Consider the following 16001-nt stretch of genomic DNA (forward strand, 5'->3'; position numbering starts at 1 on the left):
CGGGAAAGCAGAAAAAATGCGGCTGATACAGGAAAATACGGAAAAGATACAATAAATAAGAACGAAAAAATGAAAAATTAGTCGTATTTTCTATTGACTGTTTTCGGGTACAGTTTTATACTATCACTATTGAATCTAAATATACAGGCAGCTGAACAAACTTATCCTCAACTGCCGGGGAGGCAAAAAATGGATATCAGATTTGAAAAAAGAGAACATTTACAGGAAAAACCGGATCAGAAAAATCTTGGATTCGGAAAACACTTTACAGACTATATGTTTGTCATGGACTGGGACAAAGAGCAGGGATGGCATGATGCAGCAATCGTACCGTACGGCGGAATCCCGATGGATCCTGCAACCATGGTACTTCACTATGCACAGGAAACGTTCGAGGGACTGAAAGCCTACAGAACAGCAGAAGGAAAGATCCAGCTGTTCCGTCCGGAAATGAACGCACGCCGTATGATTAAATCCAACGAGAGACTCTGCATGCCGGGCGTACCGGAGGAGATGTTTGTAGAGGCTGTCAAAGCACTGGTTAAAGCACAGGAAGACTGGGTACCGTCTGAGCCAGGTACATCTCTTTACATCCGTCCGTTCATGTTCGCTACTGAGGCAAGCCTTGGCGTACATATGGCAAAATCCTACAAATTCGTTATCATCACCACTCCGGTTGGAGCATACTATGCAGAGGGCATCAACCCGGTTAAGATCCTGGTTGAGGATGAATATGTTCGTGCAGTCAAAGGTGGCACAGGATTTACAAAATGCGGCGGTAACTATGCAAGTTCCATCGCAGGCCAGGTAAAAGCAGAGAAGATGGGATGCACCCAGGTTCTGTGGCTGGACGGCGTACATCGTAAATATGTAGAGGAAGTTGGAACCATGAACATCATGTTCAAGATTGCCGGCGAAATCTACACCGCACCGCTGGAAGGAACTGTTCTTCCGGGCGTAACCCGTGATTCCCTGATCCATATCTTAAGAGACTGGGGATATAAAGTAAACGAAACACATCTGTCGGTTGACGATCTGATGAAAGCAGGTCATGACGGCACACTGGAAGAAGCATTTGGTACTGGTACAGCAGCAGTTGTATCTCCGGTTGGTGAATTTGTATACAAGGACGATTCTGTTGTTGTAAATGACTTCAAGATCGGTGAGCTGACCCAGAAACTGTACGATACCCTGACCGGTATCCAGTGGGGTAAACTGGAAGATAAATATGGCTGGACTACTCCGGTAGAATAAACCATATAAAACAGAAAAATGCAGATAAGGGGGTCCTTCCCGCACAGCGGTGCGGGGAGGATTCTTTCGCTTCAGAAAAAGATTCAGAAATCGTTTGAAAGGAAACAAAGCAGAATGGATCAGAATCGAATGCCTCTTGTGGAGGCGTTACAACAGTTCCGGGAGGAAGCACCGGCCTATTTCCGTATTCCGGGACACCGGTTTGAGCGCGGGCTGGATGAGACGTTAAACGGAGCGTCGCTTGCGGCGTATGACCTCTCGGAGGCAGAAGGGCTTGACGATCTGCATCACGCGGAGGGCGTGATTGCAGAGGCGCAGAAACTGGCGGCGGAAACGTGGAAGGCAAAAAAAACTTTTTTTCTTGTCAACGGCACAACATGCGGCAACGAGGCGATGGTGCTTTCGTCTGTGAAAGAGGGCGAAAAAATCATTGTTCCGCGAAACGTGCACAAATCGGTGCTGATGGGCCTGATTTTAAGCGGAGCCACACCGGTTTATGTGATGCCGGAGTACAGCACGAAATGGCAGATGTGGGGCGGCGTAACGCCGGAGACGATCGAAAAAGCCTTCGCGGAAACGCCGGATGCGAAAGCCGTACTTCTGGTCAGCCCGACGTACTACGGTCTTTGCAGTGATCTGCAGGCGATCGCAGAAATCTGTCACTGCCACAACGCAGCGCTTCTTGTCGATGAAGCACATGGATCGCACCTCTATTTTTCCGAACAGCTTCCTCTCGGCGCACTGGAAAGTGGTGCGGATGCCTGCGCGCAGAGTATCCACAAAACGGCGGGTTCCTTTACACAGAGCTCCTTCTTATCACTCGGTTCTGGCCGTCTCGATGAGGCAAGAGTGGCCGCCAATCTGCAGATGGTACAGAGTACATCGCCGTCCTACCTTCTGATGGCATCCCTCGATGCGGCGCGGCGCGGGATGGCGCTGCACGGAAAAGAGCGAATGGAACGCGCGCTGGAACTCGGCCAGAGGGCGCGGCAGGAGCTTGCAAAGATCAAAGGAATCGAAGTTCTTGGGACCGAGATGGAAGGAACGTGCGGCGTATGGAAGATCGACCTGACGCGTCTTGTATTCTCGGCAAGAGAACTTGGTATTTCCGGCTACGATCTGCAGGTGCGTCTGTACGAGGAATACCGCGTCAGTACAGAGCTTGCCGACGAGGAGAACGTGGTCTGCGTTATTACCTGGGCAAACAGCGAGGAAGATATCACACGGCTGATCGATGCGCTGGCAGGAATTTCGGCAGCAGAGAGCGGGAAAACGACGGGGCGGACGAAGTTTACAGAAAAGCAGTGGCTGTTCCGCAGCCTGCCGGAGATGGTAAAGACACCGCGCGAGGCATATTTTGCGGAGAAGGAAGCCGTTCCGTTTGCAGAAGCGGAAGGACGAATTGCAGCCGAGATGGCAGCCCCATATCCGCCGGGAATCCCGCTCATCTGCCCGGGCGAGCGGTACAGCAGAGAAATGTTGGAACTGATGCGCCAGTATAAAGCAGACGGCTGCGAATTTCACGGACCGTCGGATGCGTCGCTGGAAGTGCTGTATGTTCTGAAAGAGGAATAAAAGAAAACGGAAGTCGGTTCCCAGCGCTTTGCAACAGAAACCGCAGAGAACAGACTGTCAGGAAAAGGAGATGAATTGCGTATGAAAAAAATGATATCCTGGAACGTAAATGGACTGAGAGCCTGTATGAAGAAAGGCTTTCAGGAATACTTTGAGGCGGCAGATGCCGATATTTTCTGCCTGCAGGAGACAAAGCTGCAGGAAGGACAGATCGACCTTGAGCTGCCCGGCTATCATCAGTATTGGAATTATGCGGAAAAGAAAGGATATTCCGGCACGGCCCTGTTTACCAAAGAGGAGCCGATTTCCGTTCGCTATGGTATCGGAATCGAAGAACATGATATGGAAGGCCGTGTGATTACGGCAGAGTTTCCGGAATACTTTGTTGTAACCGTCTACACACCGAATTCGCAGGATGAATTAAAACGCCTTGCCTACCGGATGGAGTGGGAGGATGCGTTTCTTTCTTATTTAAAAGGACTGGAGCAGGAAAAACCGGTGATTTTCTGCGGAGATCTGAACGTCGCAGCGACCGAGATGGATATCAAAAATGCAAAGGCAAATGAGAAAAACGCCGGCTTTACGAAAGAGGAGCGCGAAAAATTTGCTGTGATCAAAGAAAAAGGCTTTGTTGATTCCTTCCGTATGCTGTATCCGGACACCGTGACGTATTCCTGGTGGTCATACCGCTTTCAGGCACGCCAGCGGAATGCAGGATGGCGGCTTGATTACTTTATGATATCAGAGTCCTTAAAAGATGCAGTTGCAGATGCCAAAATCCATACCGAAATTCTCGGTTCCGACCATTGCCCGGTGGAACTGGATTTAGAGGTATAACAATTGGTAACATTGGTCAATTGACAATTTTATTCAAATGATTTACATTAATAGTATGACAATTGCAACAAATTATAAAAAATAAGGGCGGAAATTATGATACAGACAAAAAACAGAGGAAAATATCGAATTTTACCGGGAAATCCGGAGAAAATGGGCGCATCGGCGACGAAAGACGGATACAATTTTGCCGTAGAAGTATCAGATGGAAAAAAAGCAGAGCTTCTGCTGTACCGGAAAGGTCACCAGAAACCGTTTCTTACCGTGCCGCTTCCGGAAGAGGAGCGCACTGGCGTGATCAGTTCCGTGGAAATCACAGGCCTGACGGTAGGAAAGTTTTCGTATGCCTACCGGATGGACGAAGCTTTCTGCTTGGATCCGTATGCGGGAGCAGTAGAAGGAAGAGAAACCTTCGGTGCACCGATGGAAAAAGAAGAGGGCGCCTGCTGCTGCCTTCTCCCGGAGTACCCGGTAATGCGCACCACCTCACTGCACCGGCCGTATGAGGAGACGATTCTGTATAAGCTCCATGTGCGCGGTTTCACCAAAGACGGAAGCTCCCGTGTAAAGAACAAGGGAACGTTCCGCGGCGTGATCGAAAAAATTCCATACTTAAAAGAACTCGGTATCAATGCAGTAGAACTGATGCCGTCCTACGAGTTTTTTGAGTGGACCTCCCTTACGGAGCCGGCCTATGTATATCCGGCGCCGGCGGAAGAGAAGCGCGTGAATTATTGGGGATACGGCACAAAGGCCCTGTATTTTGCTCCGAAAGCTTCGTATGCTGCATCCGCAGATGCCGTCGCAGAGTTCGCAGAGATGGTCGATGCCCTGCATGAGAATGGTATCGAATGCCTGATGGAATTCTGTTTTGCCCCGGGAACGCCTTCTGGTTTTGCCCTGCAGGTTCTGCACCACTGGCAGCTCCGCTACCAGATCGACGGTTTCCATCTGGTCGGCGATGCATCGCTGGCAGAAGAAGCGTCCAAAGATGCACTCCTTCGGAAGACGAAACTGATTTTCCTCGGTTTTGACGGCGCACGGATCTATCAGGGAAAACGCCCGTGGTTCCGGAATTTAGGGGAACACAATCAGGGCTACCAGTACCATATCCGCCGCTTCTTAAAAGGCGATGAGGGCAGCCTTTCCGACTTCACCTATTATCTGAGAAGAAGCCCGGAGACACACGGTGTGATCAATTATCTTGCGGATCACGACGGTTTTACCCTGTATGACAGCGTTTCCTACGAACAGAAACACAATCTGGACAATGGCGAAGACAATATGGATGGTTCCAACGAAAACCTGACCTGGAACTGCGGCGCAGAAGGCGTGACCCGGAAACCGGCTGTGCGCGCGCTGCGTCTCCGCCAGCTGAAAAATGCCGTTCTCATGCTGATGACAAGCCAGGGAACACCGCTGATTTACGGCGGTGATGAATTCGGCAACAGCCAGAAGGGCAACAACAACGCCTGGTGCCAGGACAACAAAACCGGCTGGATCGACTGGAAAGCAGCCGCCCGGAATCCGGAGTTTGCCGCCTTTGTAAAAGCAGCAATCGCCTTCCGGAAAGCGCATCCGGCGCTGCACGGCGAACGCGAGCCGCGCCTCATCGACTACAAATCCTACGGCTGCCCGGATATGTCCTTCCACAGCCAGAGAGCCTGGTTCTCCCAGATGGAAAATACGTGCCGTTTTATCGGCGTCATGTACTGCGGAAGCTATTTCCAGGATAAAGACGGCAACAAGGACGACGATCTTTATATTGCCTACAACATGCACTGGAATCCGCATGAGCTGGCACTGCCGTCCCTCCCGGAACAGAAGGTCTGGTATCTGACGGCCGACACCAACACACCGGAAGTCTTCCTGACAGAAGAAAATCAGAAAAAAGTCAGCGCAAAAACGGTCATCGTGCCGCCGCGCAGTATCATAATTTTAACAGGAAAGCAGGAGAAGAGGCAGAATGATGAAAGCATGGCAGCACTTTAAAACCATTACCACACACAAAATGTGGGTCATGCGGTACTGCTTCAAAATAGGACTGTACTGGCAGGGACTGACCCACGACCTCTCGAAATATTCGCCGACGGAATTTCTGGTCGGCATGAAATACTATCAGGGCGACCGGAGTCCCAATAACGCCGAGCGCGAAGACACCGGCATGTCAAAATCCTGGATGCACCATAAAGGGCGCAACAAACATCATTTTGAATACTGGATTGATTACGGTATCAATTGTGACACCATCATCAAAGGCGTCCCAATGCCGCGCCGTTACGTCGCCGAGATGATTATGGACCGCATCAGCGCGTCCCGCGTCTACCTCGGAGACGCTTATACCGATCAGGCGCCGTACCAGTATCTCAAAAAAGGAATCGGCCACCTCTGGTTCGTCCATCCCGAGACACTCTCGCAGCTCGAATTTCTGCTGCGCATGCTCTCGGAACGCGGCGAAGACGATACCCTCTATTACATCCGCTACCACTTCCTAAAAGGTGACCCCGTCCCGCGAATGCACTGTCCTCAAGAATGCACCGTCTACGAAGAGGCCATCCGCAAGAAAGTGTCCCCGTCCACTCATTAAGGTATTGGACCCACCCGCCCTCCCGATACTCCTGAGCGTCCCTTTCTCACAACAAAAATACAACTTGTCACGACAACCGTACAAGTTGTATTATAAATTCCAGAAAGGGGAATCACCAATCACATGGAACCAACCACCGGCAAAGCCAAATACTACACCCTGATGGAAGCCCTAAAAGAGCAGATTCTCTCCGGAACCATAAAACCCGGCCAGAAGCTTCCCTCCGAAAACGAACTGACCCGGGAATACGCCCTATCACGCCACACTGTCCGAAAGGCCCTCGCTCTTCTCGAAAATGAAGGCTACATTACCGCCCAGCACGGCAAAGGAACCTTCTGCTCCGAGCGCGTAATCCAGCGTCATAATTCAAAAAACATCGCCGTCACCACCACCTACCTGTCCGACTACATCTTCCCCCGCCTCATCCAGGGAATGGATCGAGTGCTGAGCGAAAACGGCTACAGCATTATCTTAAAGAACACCTGCAACAGCCGCTCCAAAGAAGAAAAAGTCTTAAAAGAACTCCTCGACAAGCCCATCGACGGCCTCATCATCGAGCCGAGCAAAAGCCAGATCCTCTGCCGCCACATCAACTTGTACGAAATGCTGGACAAGTACCAGATCCCGTATGTCTTCATCCAGGGCTGCTACCCCCAAATGGCAGACAAGCCCTGCATTCTGATGGATGACTGCAAAGGCGGCTATCTGCTGACCCGGCACCTTTTAGAGACCGGCCGACGAAACATCATCGGCATCTTCAAGGCCGACGACAGCCAGGGCGCCCAGCGCCATAAAGGCTACGTGCAGGCGCTGCAGGAAAGCGGAATCCCGTATGATCCCGAAAACGTCATCTGGTTTCACACCGAGGACCGGAAAACCAAACCGTCCCTGATGCTTTCCATGCTGCTCGACAGCAAAAAGTCCGTCGATGCCGCCGTCTGCTACAACGACCAGATCGCGCTCGCCGTCATCTCCATGCTGGAAGAAAAGGGAATCTCCGTGCCGGAAGACATCGCCGTCACCGGATACGACAACTCGCTGATCGGCCAGAGCAGTCCGATCGGGATCACGACCATTGCCCATCCGCAGGAAAAACTCGGTGAGATGGCAGCAGAGCTCATTCTCGAAAAAATCAGAAAAGTCCCGGAAGAAGAAAGCAGCGTCAAACGCCTGATTTCCCCGGAACTCATCGTAAGAGAATCCACCGCAGGAAAAAATCTGTCAACAGAGACGAAAAAATAGAAAAGAACCCAAGGGAGGAAAAAACAATGGGAATGGATGCAAAAACAGCAATCCTCGAACAGAAAACAGCACTTGGTATTGAGCTCGGCTCAACCAGAATCAAAGCCGTCCTGATCGGCGCAGACAACGCCCCGATCGCATCCGGAGATCACGAGTGGGAAAACCGCTACGACAACGGCGTGTGGACCTACACCCTCGAGGACATCTGGACGGGCCTGCAGGATGCCTATACCAAAATGGCAGCTGATGTTAAAGAAAAATACGACATCACCCTGACCCGCGTCGGAGCCATCGGCTTCAGTGCCATGATGCACGGCTATATGGCATTTGACAAAGCAGGAAACCTCCTCGTGCCGTTCCGCACCTGGAGAAACAATATCACAGAAGAAGCAAGCGAGAAGCTGACCGATCTTTTCGGATTCCACATCCCGCAGAGATGGACTATCGCCCATCTGTATCAGGCAATCTTAAACGGTGAGCCGCATGTGGCAGATATCGACTACGTGACAACCCTTGCCGGATACATTCAGTGGAAAATGACCGGCGAGCGTGTCGTTGGTGTCGGCGAGGCATCTGGAATCTTTCCAATCGATTCTGAAACCAACACTTACTTTGCCGACATGATCGCCAAATTTGACGAGGCAGTCGCAGACAAAGCATATTCATGGAAAGCACTCGATGTTCTGCCGCACGTTCTGACCGCAGGTGACAATGCCGGTGTTCTGACAAAAGAAGGTGCCGCACTTCTCGACATGTCCGGAAATCTGGAAGCAGGCATTCCGCTCTGCCCGCCGGAGGGAGATGCCGGAACAGGTATGGCAGCAACAAACAGCGTCCGCGTCAGAACCGGAAACGTGTCTGCCGGAACTTCCGTTTTTGCTATGATCGTTCTGGAGAAGAACCTTTCCAAAGTATACCCGGAGATCGATATGGTAACAACCCCGTCCGGTCATCCGGTTGCCATGGTGCACTGCCAGAACTGTACTTCTGATCTGAATGCATGGGTCAATCTCTTCCGTGAATTTGCGCAGACCTTCGGCATGGAAATCAGCACGAATGATCTGTTCGGCAAGCTGTACAACAAAGCCCTGGAGGGCGACGCAGACTGCGGCGGACTCCTTGCCTACAACTACTTCTCCGGCGAGCACGTAACCGGCTTCAACGAGGGCCGTCCTGTCTTCGCACGTACTCCGGATGCGAAATTCAATCTGGCAAACTTTATGAGAGTCAACCTGTTTACTTCCCTTGGCGCCTTGAAAGTCGGCCTTGATATCCTGATGAAAGAGGAGCATGTGCAGGTCGACCAGATTCTCGGCCACGGCGGTCTCTTCAAGACAAAAGGTGTCGGCCAGAAGATCCTCGCAGGTGCCATCGACGCACCGGTTTCCGTCATGGAGACAGCAGGAGAGGGCGGAGCCTGGGGCATCGCACTGCTGGCTTCTTATATGATCAACAAAGAAGAGAATGAAACACTCGAGGATTACCTCGATGCAAAAGTCTTCGCAGGAAATGCCGGAACCAAGATGGATCCGGACCCGGCAGACGTCGCTGGATTTGAAGTATTCACCGAGCGCTACAAAAAAGGCCTGCCGATTGAGCGTGCAGCAGTAGAGAGCTTAAAATGAACCATCGTTTGGGAAAGACAGAAAGGACAACACAATGTTAGAAGAACTGAAAAAAAGAGTATACGAAGCCAACATGCTTCTTCCAAAATACGGACTGGTTACCTTTACCTGGGGAAATGTCAGCGAGATTGACCGGGAAAGCGGTCTGTTCGTCATCAAACCAAGCGGCGTGGATTACGACCTGCTGACACCGGACGATATGGTTGTCATGGATCTGAACGGAAACAAAGTAGAAGGACGCTACCGTCCGTCTTCTGACACCCCGACCCATCTGGAGCTGTACAAAGCATTTCCGGAGATCGGCGGCATTGTTCACACCCATTCCTCCTATGCGACAAGCTGGGCACAGGCGGGAAGAAGCATTCCGTGCTACGGAACAACCCATGCAGACTACATCTACGGTGAAGTACCGTGCCTGCGCTGCCTGACAAAAGAAGAGATTGACGAGGCATACGAGGAAAACACCGGCCATCTGATCGTCAATGAGTTCAAACGGATGGGAAAAGATGTAAAAGCCGTTCCGGCCGTTCTTTGCAAGAACCACGGACCGTTCACCTGGGGCAAAGATGCGCATGAGGCTGTTCACAATGCTGTTGTCCTCGAAGAGGTTGCCAAAATGGCATACCGTGCCGAGACCATCAACCCGAGAATCCAGCCGGCACCGCAGGAGCTGCAGGATAAACACTATTACCGTAAGCATGGTGCAAATGCTTATTACGGACAGAACTAAAAAAGAGTAAGAAGATAAGAAAAGTGTCATCCACAAGCTGCAGGGCACACAGCCCGCAGGTGGATGACACTTTTTTGATAAAAACATTTTTATGATAGAAATCTGCTTTTAAAATCAAGTGGTCGTCTGACGCCGGATCAGAAGCGGCGGAACGGTCTTGTGAACCGGCTCGGCAAGCGGCACCGGGTGGCGTTTTTTCCGTTCCTGCATCTGGGAGACCAGAAGGGAAACAGCCTCGTCTGCAATCTGGTCAATCTGCTGGCCGACAGTGCTGATCGGATAGATAGCCTGCTCGGAAATCGGCGCACCGTCGAAGCCGATGAGTTCGTAATCGTTCGGCAGGGTATGGTACTTGCGGATCAGAAGATTTAAAAGAATATTGGCATGATCATCGTTGGAGAGGAAGATGCCCTTTTTCTGACCGGCATATTTTTGTTCGATGTTGTCAAAGATTTCCTGCAGCGGTGCTGCGGCTTCCTGATAGGAGAGTCCAAAATCCCGAATGATAACCTTGTGCGGTACACCGGCCTTTATACAGGCATCCTGGAAACCGGCGAGACGGCGGTAGGCAGGAACATTTTCTTTGGTCGGTGAGTTCAGATGAATCAGGACATCACAGTGGTTATGAATCAGAAGCGAAGTCGCTTCGTACGCGCCGAGGTAGTTGTCTGTATTGACACTGCTGACGAACTGGTCTTCGCGCTCAATTGCAACGACCGGGATCTGCAGATCGGAGAGTTCGCGGGAGGAGAGTGTATGGGAGAGGACGATGAGGCCCTCGATTTTGTACGACATCAGCTCCTGAATGTAGCGGTGCTCCGTCTCGTCGTGGCCGTTTCCGGCGAAGACGAGGAATTTATAGCCATATTTCTCATAAGAAGCAAGAATCTGATTCAGCATCTCGGAATAGTAGTTCATGGAGAGACTCGGGATCAGGACGCCGACAAATTCGGTCTGTCCGTTCGCGAGAATTTTTGCCACTTTGTTTTCTTTATAGTTCAGTTTATCCAGTGCATCGGAAATGATCTGCTGATTTTCCGGTGTCAGGGAATCCGGGTTGTTGAAATACCGGGAAATGGTTGTTTTGGAAAAATGCGTGTACTGTGCAATATCATTAAAGGTTACATTTTTTTTTCGTGCCATAAGTTCAAGTGTCCTTCCCTTCAAAAGTGTTGCGTGAATCATGTAAGCTTTCAGAAAAAAACAAATAATATATGAAGATAGTATAACATTTCTCGCCCGCCGGAACAAGCGGGAATCGGTTAAGTAACCGGTTTTGTAAAAGTTCCACAAAAGCCAAAAACAAAATTATGGAAAATCACGAAAAGTAAAGAAAATATTGACGAAACCCACTGTCAATGCTATGATAAAGACAATGAAAGTAACCGGTTACTTGACCGGTTACACAAAACGAAGGACAGGACCAGCTGTCCAGAGATAACAGGAGGAATTGTGATGAGAAAGAAATTTAGTGCCAGGGCGGCAGCTCTTGGAATGTCTGGCGTGCTTCTTACTTCTGCACTGACCGGATGCACCTTCGGCTTCGCAAGCGATCCGGATGACCCGAACGCAGTAAAAGAAGAAGTGCCGATCGACATGACCACCGATACCTTCCAGTACGATACGTCGCTTTCCGGAACGAGTATCGTCATCATGAACACAAAAGCAGAAATCCAGACAGCACTGGAAGAGATTGCAAAAGTGTTCGAGGAGAAAGCAGGCGTACATATTGAGATCATGCCGGTAACGGACGGCGATTCTCCTTATACCAAAGTAGTCAGCCTCTACAACTCCGGAAACCCGCCGACACTTTCCATTCTGGATACGACCGATGTCATTGCACTGGCAGAAGAAAAAGCAGCCGACTTAAGCAATGAAGCATGGACCGGCGAGGCAGAAGAGTACCTGACCAAAATCAACGGAAAGGTTTACAGCTTCCCGCTTTGTATCGAGGGCCGCGGTATTATCTACAACAAGAGCGTGATTGAAGATACCTTAGGTACCGAGTTCGATCCATCCGATATCAAAACCCAGGACGATTTCGCAGCACTTCTCCAGAGCCTGCGGGACAACGGAATGAAGAATCCGATCTCCATGGCAAAAGAAGACTGGTCCCTTGGAGCACACCAGCTGCAGTACATCTACGAGACATACAACGGAACCTCCGACGGTGCAGCAGAAGTCATCAACGAGCTGAAGGACGGAACCTTATATCTGCCGGACTACACCCGCATGAACGAGTTCCTGAATACCTTTGACCTGTTAAAAGAGTACAACGTAGCAAAGGGCGATCCACTCGGCGCAGATTACGATGAGATGGCAATTGACCTGGCAGACGGAAAAACCGCTTTCTGGTTCAACGGAAACTGGGCATGGCCGAACCTTGAGGAGGCAGGAGCCGAGACGACCGACGAGTACGGTTTCCTTCCATACTTCCTGAACAATGATCCGGACGACTTCGTCAACAGCAAAATCCAGGCATCCCCGTCCAAACAGATCATGCTGGATGATATCGTGGCTACCGACGAGCAGAAAGCAGCAGCAAAAGAGTTCCTGAACTGGCTGGTTTACAGTGAGATCGGACAGCAGATGGTTGTAAAGACCTGCAGCCTGATCCCTCCGTTTAAAAACAACCCGAACGAGCCAAGCGATCCGTTAAGCCGCGACATTTACGAAAAAGTACAGAACGGCGGAGCATTCAACGCATCTGCGATCGTGCCGAACGATCACTGGTCTGTCCTTGGTGCGGCAATGCAGAAATATCTGGCCGGAAGAAGTGACCGCGAGGAACTGATAGATTCCATCCAGCATACTGGGATGAGCAGTAAGCCGGAGGATATGAAGGAGGAACGAAAATGAAATCAAGCAACAAGGGAAAAGATTTCTGTGTATTTGCGCTGCCGGGCCTGTTCTGCTTCCTGGCAGTCGTCATGGTACCGTTTATCTACGGTATTTACCTGACCTTAACCGACTGGAACGGTGTTTCCAGCGTGAAAAACTTTGTAGGACTTTCCAACTTCGCAGCCGTTATGCGCGACGCGCAGTTCTGGAAATCCCTGCTGTTAACCTTTAAATATGTCATTGCGGTTGTTGTTCTCGTCAATGTGATCGCCTTTTTACTGGCTTATATTCTGACCCGCGGCATCAAAGGTCAGAACTTCTTCCGCGCCGGATTTTTCACCCCGAACCTGATCGGCGGTATCGTACTTGGATACATCTGGCAGTTCGTATTCTCCCGTGTTTTCGTCAGCATCGGTGAGACCACAGGATGGAGCCTGTTTGAAATTTCCTGGCTTTCTACCCCGAACAAAGCATTTGCAGCGCTGGTGCTCGTTTCAGTATGGCAGCTGGCAGGCTATATGATCCTGATCTACGTCGCCGGCTTTATGGGACTTTCCGAGGACGTGCTCGAGGCGGCAAGCATCGACGGTGCATCCGGCTGGGTAAAAATGAAAAACATTATCCTTCCGCTGATGATGTCCTCCGTTACTATCTGCCTCTTCCTGACCCTGTCCCGTGCGTTCATGGTATACGATGTCAACCTGTCCTTAACCGGCGGTGCTCCGTACGGAACCACCGAGATGGCAGCCATGCACGTATATGAGAAAGCATTCACATCGAGACAGTTCGGTGTCGGCCAGGCAGAAGCCTTTATCCTGTTTATCATTGTAGCCTGCATCAGCGGTATTCAGGTATACACCACCAAGAAGAGGGAGGTTGAAGCATAATGAATCAGAAGAAAATTGGCGGAACAAAGAAAAAAGTAACTGACGCGCTGGCTATGCTCCTTATGATCATCGTTTTCTGTGCGTTCATGTTCCCGTTTGTCATGGTTATCATCAACTCCTTAAAACAGAAACGTGATATCATCAAGAGCCCGTTCTCCTGGCTGTTTACGATCAAAGGTCTTTCGTTTGACAACTTTGTAAAAGCATTCAATCAGATGAACTTCCTGAATGCCTTCAAGAACTCTCTGGTTGTAACCGTAACAGCAACCGTACTGGTTACGGTACTCGCAGCTATGCTGGCTTACTACATCGTGCGTAATGTCAACGTATTTTCCAATATCATCTTTGCACTGATGGTTGCATCCATGATCATTCCATTCCAGGCAATCATGATCCCGCTTGTCAGTGTATACGGCGGAACCTTAAACATTCTGAACCACAGACTGACCCTGATCTTCATGCACACCGGATTTTCCATGGCGATGTCCGTGTTCATGTTCCACGGATTCATCCGCGGAAGTATCCCGCTGGCGCTGGAGGAGGCCGCTTACATCGACGGCTGTACCCACACCCAGACCTTCTTCCGCATCGTGTTCCCGCTGTTAAAGCCGATCATTTCCACCATGGTAATCATGAATGCGATGGCATTCTGGAATGACTTCCTGCTGCCGTCCCTGGTGCTGACCGACAAAAAGCTGCTGACTCTGCCGCTTTCCACCTACAGCTTCTACGGAACTTACTCCGCAGATTACGGAACCATCATGGCAGGTCTTCTGCTCTGCGTCATCCCGATCCTGATTCTGTACGTGGCACTGCAGAAACAGATCATCAACGGTGTCGTAGCCGGAGCAGTTAAATAAGTAAATCATAGAAATCAAGAACAAGCCGGGCAAAGGAGGGCGGAATTAAAAATGCTTTCTTTTTCCGGCTTTTCTTATCAGAGACAACAAGAAAGAGACAGAAAGGAAATCAAACACATGAAAAACAGATTACACGTAAAAGCGCCGGGCAACTGGGTGAATGACCCGAACGGCATGATTTATTATAAGGGACAGTATCATCTTTTTTATCAGCATTTTCCGTACGCGCCGCGCTGGGGCACCATGCACTGGGGCCATGCGGTGAGTCCGGATCTGATTCACTGGGAGCATGTCGGCGTTGCCCTGTTCCCGAGTCTTTCCGAGGACCAGAACGGCTGCTTTTCCGGAAGCGCAGTAGAAGAGAACGGCGTGATGCATCTCTTTTACACGGGTGTTCACTATAATCAGGTAAATCCGAAGGATATTCATCAGTGCCTTGATCAGGATTTTACCTCGGCGCAGCTTCACCTTACTTCGAAGGACGGTATGCATTTTGATGTCTTCGGGGATAAGGAGGTTGTTATCCCGGCACTCACCGATCCGGAAATCGGCGACAATACGCACACGCGTGACCCGAAAGTCTGGAAGGGAAGCGACGCATGGTATATGGTGCTTGGAAGCACGACGAAGGATCACAAGGGCGAGGCATTATTCTATAAGAGTGAGGATCTTTCCCACTGGCATCTGGCCGGACAGGCGACGACGAAACAGAAGCTCGGCTGGATGTGGGAGTGCCCGGATCTCTTTAACGTAAACGGACGCAGCGTCTTTGTATTCTCCCCGATGGAACTGATCGAGGACCCCGACGGCTATGCGGATCGGGCGATCTGTATGCTGCCTGAGTTTGATGAAAAAACCTGCACAATGAAATTTCCGGAGAACTGGCAGCTTCTGGACTGCGGCGGTGACCTCTATGCACCGCAGACCATGACGGATGCGGACGGAAACCGGATTTCCATCGCATGGCTTCGGATGCCGGAACCGGTAGATGGTATATGGCAAGGCATGTTCTGCCTGCCGCGTGTGGTGGATGTACAGAACGATCATATTTACTTCCGTGTTCTGCCTGCGATCCGCGACGGATTCTGCAAAAAGACGGATTCCCTCGTTTCGGCATGCGGAGAGTGTGCCATGATCCGCGCCGAATTAAAAGAGGGTGAGAGCCTGGAAATCGGCGGCTATAAGATCTGGCGGCAGAGCGGAAAAGTCTGCGCAGACCGCACGGATGTCTATCCATCCGGTGCAAAAGGATGGCTTCATGCCGAGACGCCGCAGTTAAAAGAGGGCGATCTTCTTGAGATTTTCGTGGATCCGAATATGATCGAAATTTATGCAAACAACGGCGAGTACGTATTAAGCCAGGCGGTTTACGGGCTTGGAGAGACATTCTCCTATAAAATGGAGAAAAAACCGGAAATTTATCTGTGGAATGAATGAATCAGCCCAAAAAGTTCTTGACGCATACGGGATTTTGTTCTAATCTAGTACGTAACAGCTTTCTAACGTTAAAGTGACGGGCTGAAAAACGAGATTTCGAAAGATATCCGAAAAGAACGCAAGGAG

The 16001-nt window shown here is 50.5% G+C and carries 13 protein-coding genes; 12 read left to right on the top strand and 1 reads right to left on the bottom strand.

The window, feature by feature from the left end:
- Window positions 1-189: 189 nt before the first annotated feature.
- From DXA55_RS01430 to DXA55_RS01465, 8 genes are all read left to right on the top strand, one after another.
- A complete protein-coding gene (locus tag DXA55_RS01430; RefSeq protein ID WP_117509070.1) occupies window positions 190-1254 on the top strand; it encodes a branched-chain amino acid aminotransferase in 1065 nt (354 codons plus the stop codon).
- A gap of 114 nt (window positions 1255-1368) precedes the next feature.
- Window positions 1369-2829, top strand: a complete 1461-nt coding sequence (locus DXA55_RS01435; protein ID WP_158554953.1) for an aminotransferase class I/II-fold pyridoxal phosphate-dependent enzyme — start codon at window positions 1369-1371, stop codon at window positions 2827-2829.
- A gap of 81 nt (window positions 2830-2910) precedes the next feature.
- The gene (locus DXA55_RS01440; protein WP_117812864.1) at window positions 2911-3666 is read left to right on the top strand and encodes an exodeoxyribonuclease III; all 756 of its coding nucleotides are present in this window, start codon (window positions 2911-2913) and stop codon (window positions 3664-3666) included.
- A gap of 96 nt (window positions 3667-3762) precedes the next feature.
- Window positions 3763-5658 (top strand): alpha-amylase family glycosyl hydrolase, encoded by a 1896-nt coding sequence (locus DXA55_RS01445; protein ID WP_055218161.1) that lies wholly within the window; start codon window positions 3763-3765, stop codon window positions 5656-5658.
- Window positions 5636-6253: a DUF5662 family protein gene (locus tag DXA55_RS01450; RefSeq protein ID WP_226906316.1), complete on the top strand. Its 618-nt coding sequence runs from the start codon at window positions 5636-5638 to the stop codon at window positions 6251-6253. Before DXA55_RS01445 ends, DXA55_RS01450 begins: the two co-directional genes overlap by 23 nt.
- 123 nt (window positions 6254-6376) lie before the next feature.
- Entirely contained in the window at window positions 6377-7495 is a 1119-nt protein-coding gene (locus DXA55_RS01455) for a GntR family transcriptional regulator (RefSeq protein ID WP_117760372.1), read from the top strand.
- Between the two features lie 32 nt (window positions 7496-7527).
- A complete protein-coding gene (locus DXA55_RS01460; RefSeq protein WP_334294850.1) occupies window positions 7528-9120 on the top strand; it encodes a xylulokinase in 1593 nt (530 codons plus the stop codon).
- Between the two features lie 34 nt (window positions 9121-9154).
- A complete protein-coding gene (locus DXA55_RS01465) occupies window positions 9155-9850 on the top strand; it encodes an L-ribulose-5-phosphate 4-epimerase (protein WP_022461490.1) in 696 nt (231 codons plus the stop codon).
- 114 nt (window positions 9851-9964) lie between these two features.
- On the opposite strand, the gene DXA55_RS01470 is transcribed toward DXA55_RS01465, so the two are convergent.
- Window positions 9965-10993 (bottom strand): LacI family DNA-binding transcriptional regulator, encoded by a 1029-nt coding sequence (locus DXA55_RS01470; protein WP_117812866.1) that lies wholly within the window; start codon window positions 10991-10993, stop codon window positions 9965-9967.
- 312 nt (window positions 10994-11305) lie between these two features.
- Between DXA55_RS01470 and DXA55_RS01475 the strand changes: the two genes are divergently transcribed.
- From DXA55_RS01475 to DXA55_RS01490, 4 genes are all read left to right on the top strand, one after another.
- Window positions 11306-12709 (top strand): ABC transporter substrate-binding protein, encoded by a 1404-nt coding sequence (locus DXA55_RS01475; protein ID WP_117812867.1) that lies wholly within the window; start codon window positions 11306-11308, stop codon window positions 12707-12709.
- Window positions 12706-13578, top strand: coding sequence for a carbohydrate ABC transporter permease (locus DXA55_RS01480; protein ID WP_022461493.1), 873 nt, complete (start codon window positions 12706-12708; stop codon window positions 13576-13578). Before DXA55_RS01475 ends, DXA55_RS01480 begins: the two co-directional genes overlap by 4 nt.
- Window positions 13578-14438 carry a carbohydrate ABC transporter permease gene (locus DXA55_RS01485; protein ID WP_022461494.1) on the top strand — a complete coding sequence of 287 codons (861 nt, stop codon included), beginning with the start codon at window positions 13578-13580 and terminating at the stop codon, window positions 14436-14438. The genes DXA55_RS01480 and DXA55_RS01485 overlap by 1 nt, the downstream gene beginning before the upstream one ends.
- Window positions 14439-14555: 117 nt before the next feature.
- A complete protein-coding gene (locus DXA55_RS01490; RefSeq protein WP_117801219.1) occupies window positions 14556-15875 on the top strand; it encodes a glycoside hydrolase family 32 protein in 1320 nt (439 codons plus the stop codon).
- Window positions 15876-16001: the final 126 nt, after the last annotated feature.

This window comes from Blautia sp. OF03-13, from assembly GCF_003460685.1.
GTDB classification, from domain to species: domain Bacteria; phylum Bacillota; class Clostridia; order Lachnospirales; family Lachnospiraceae; genus Fusicatenibacter; species Fusicatenibacter saccharivorans.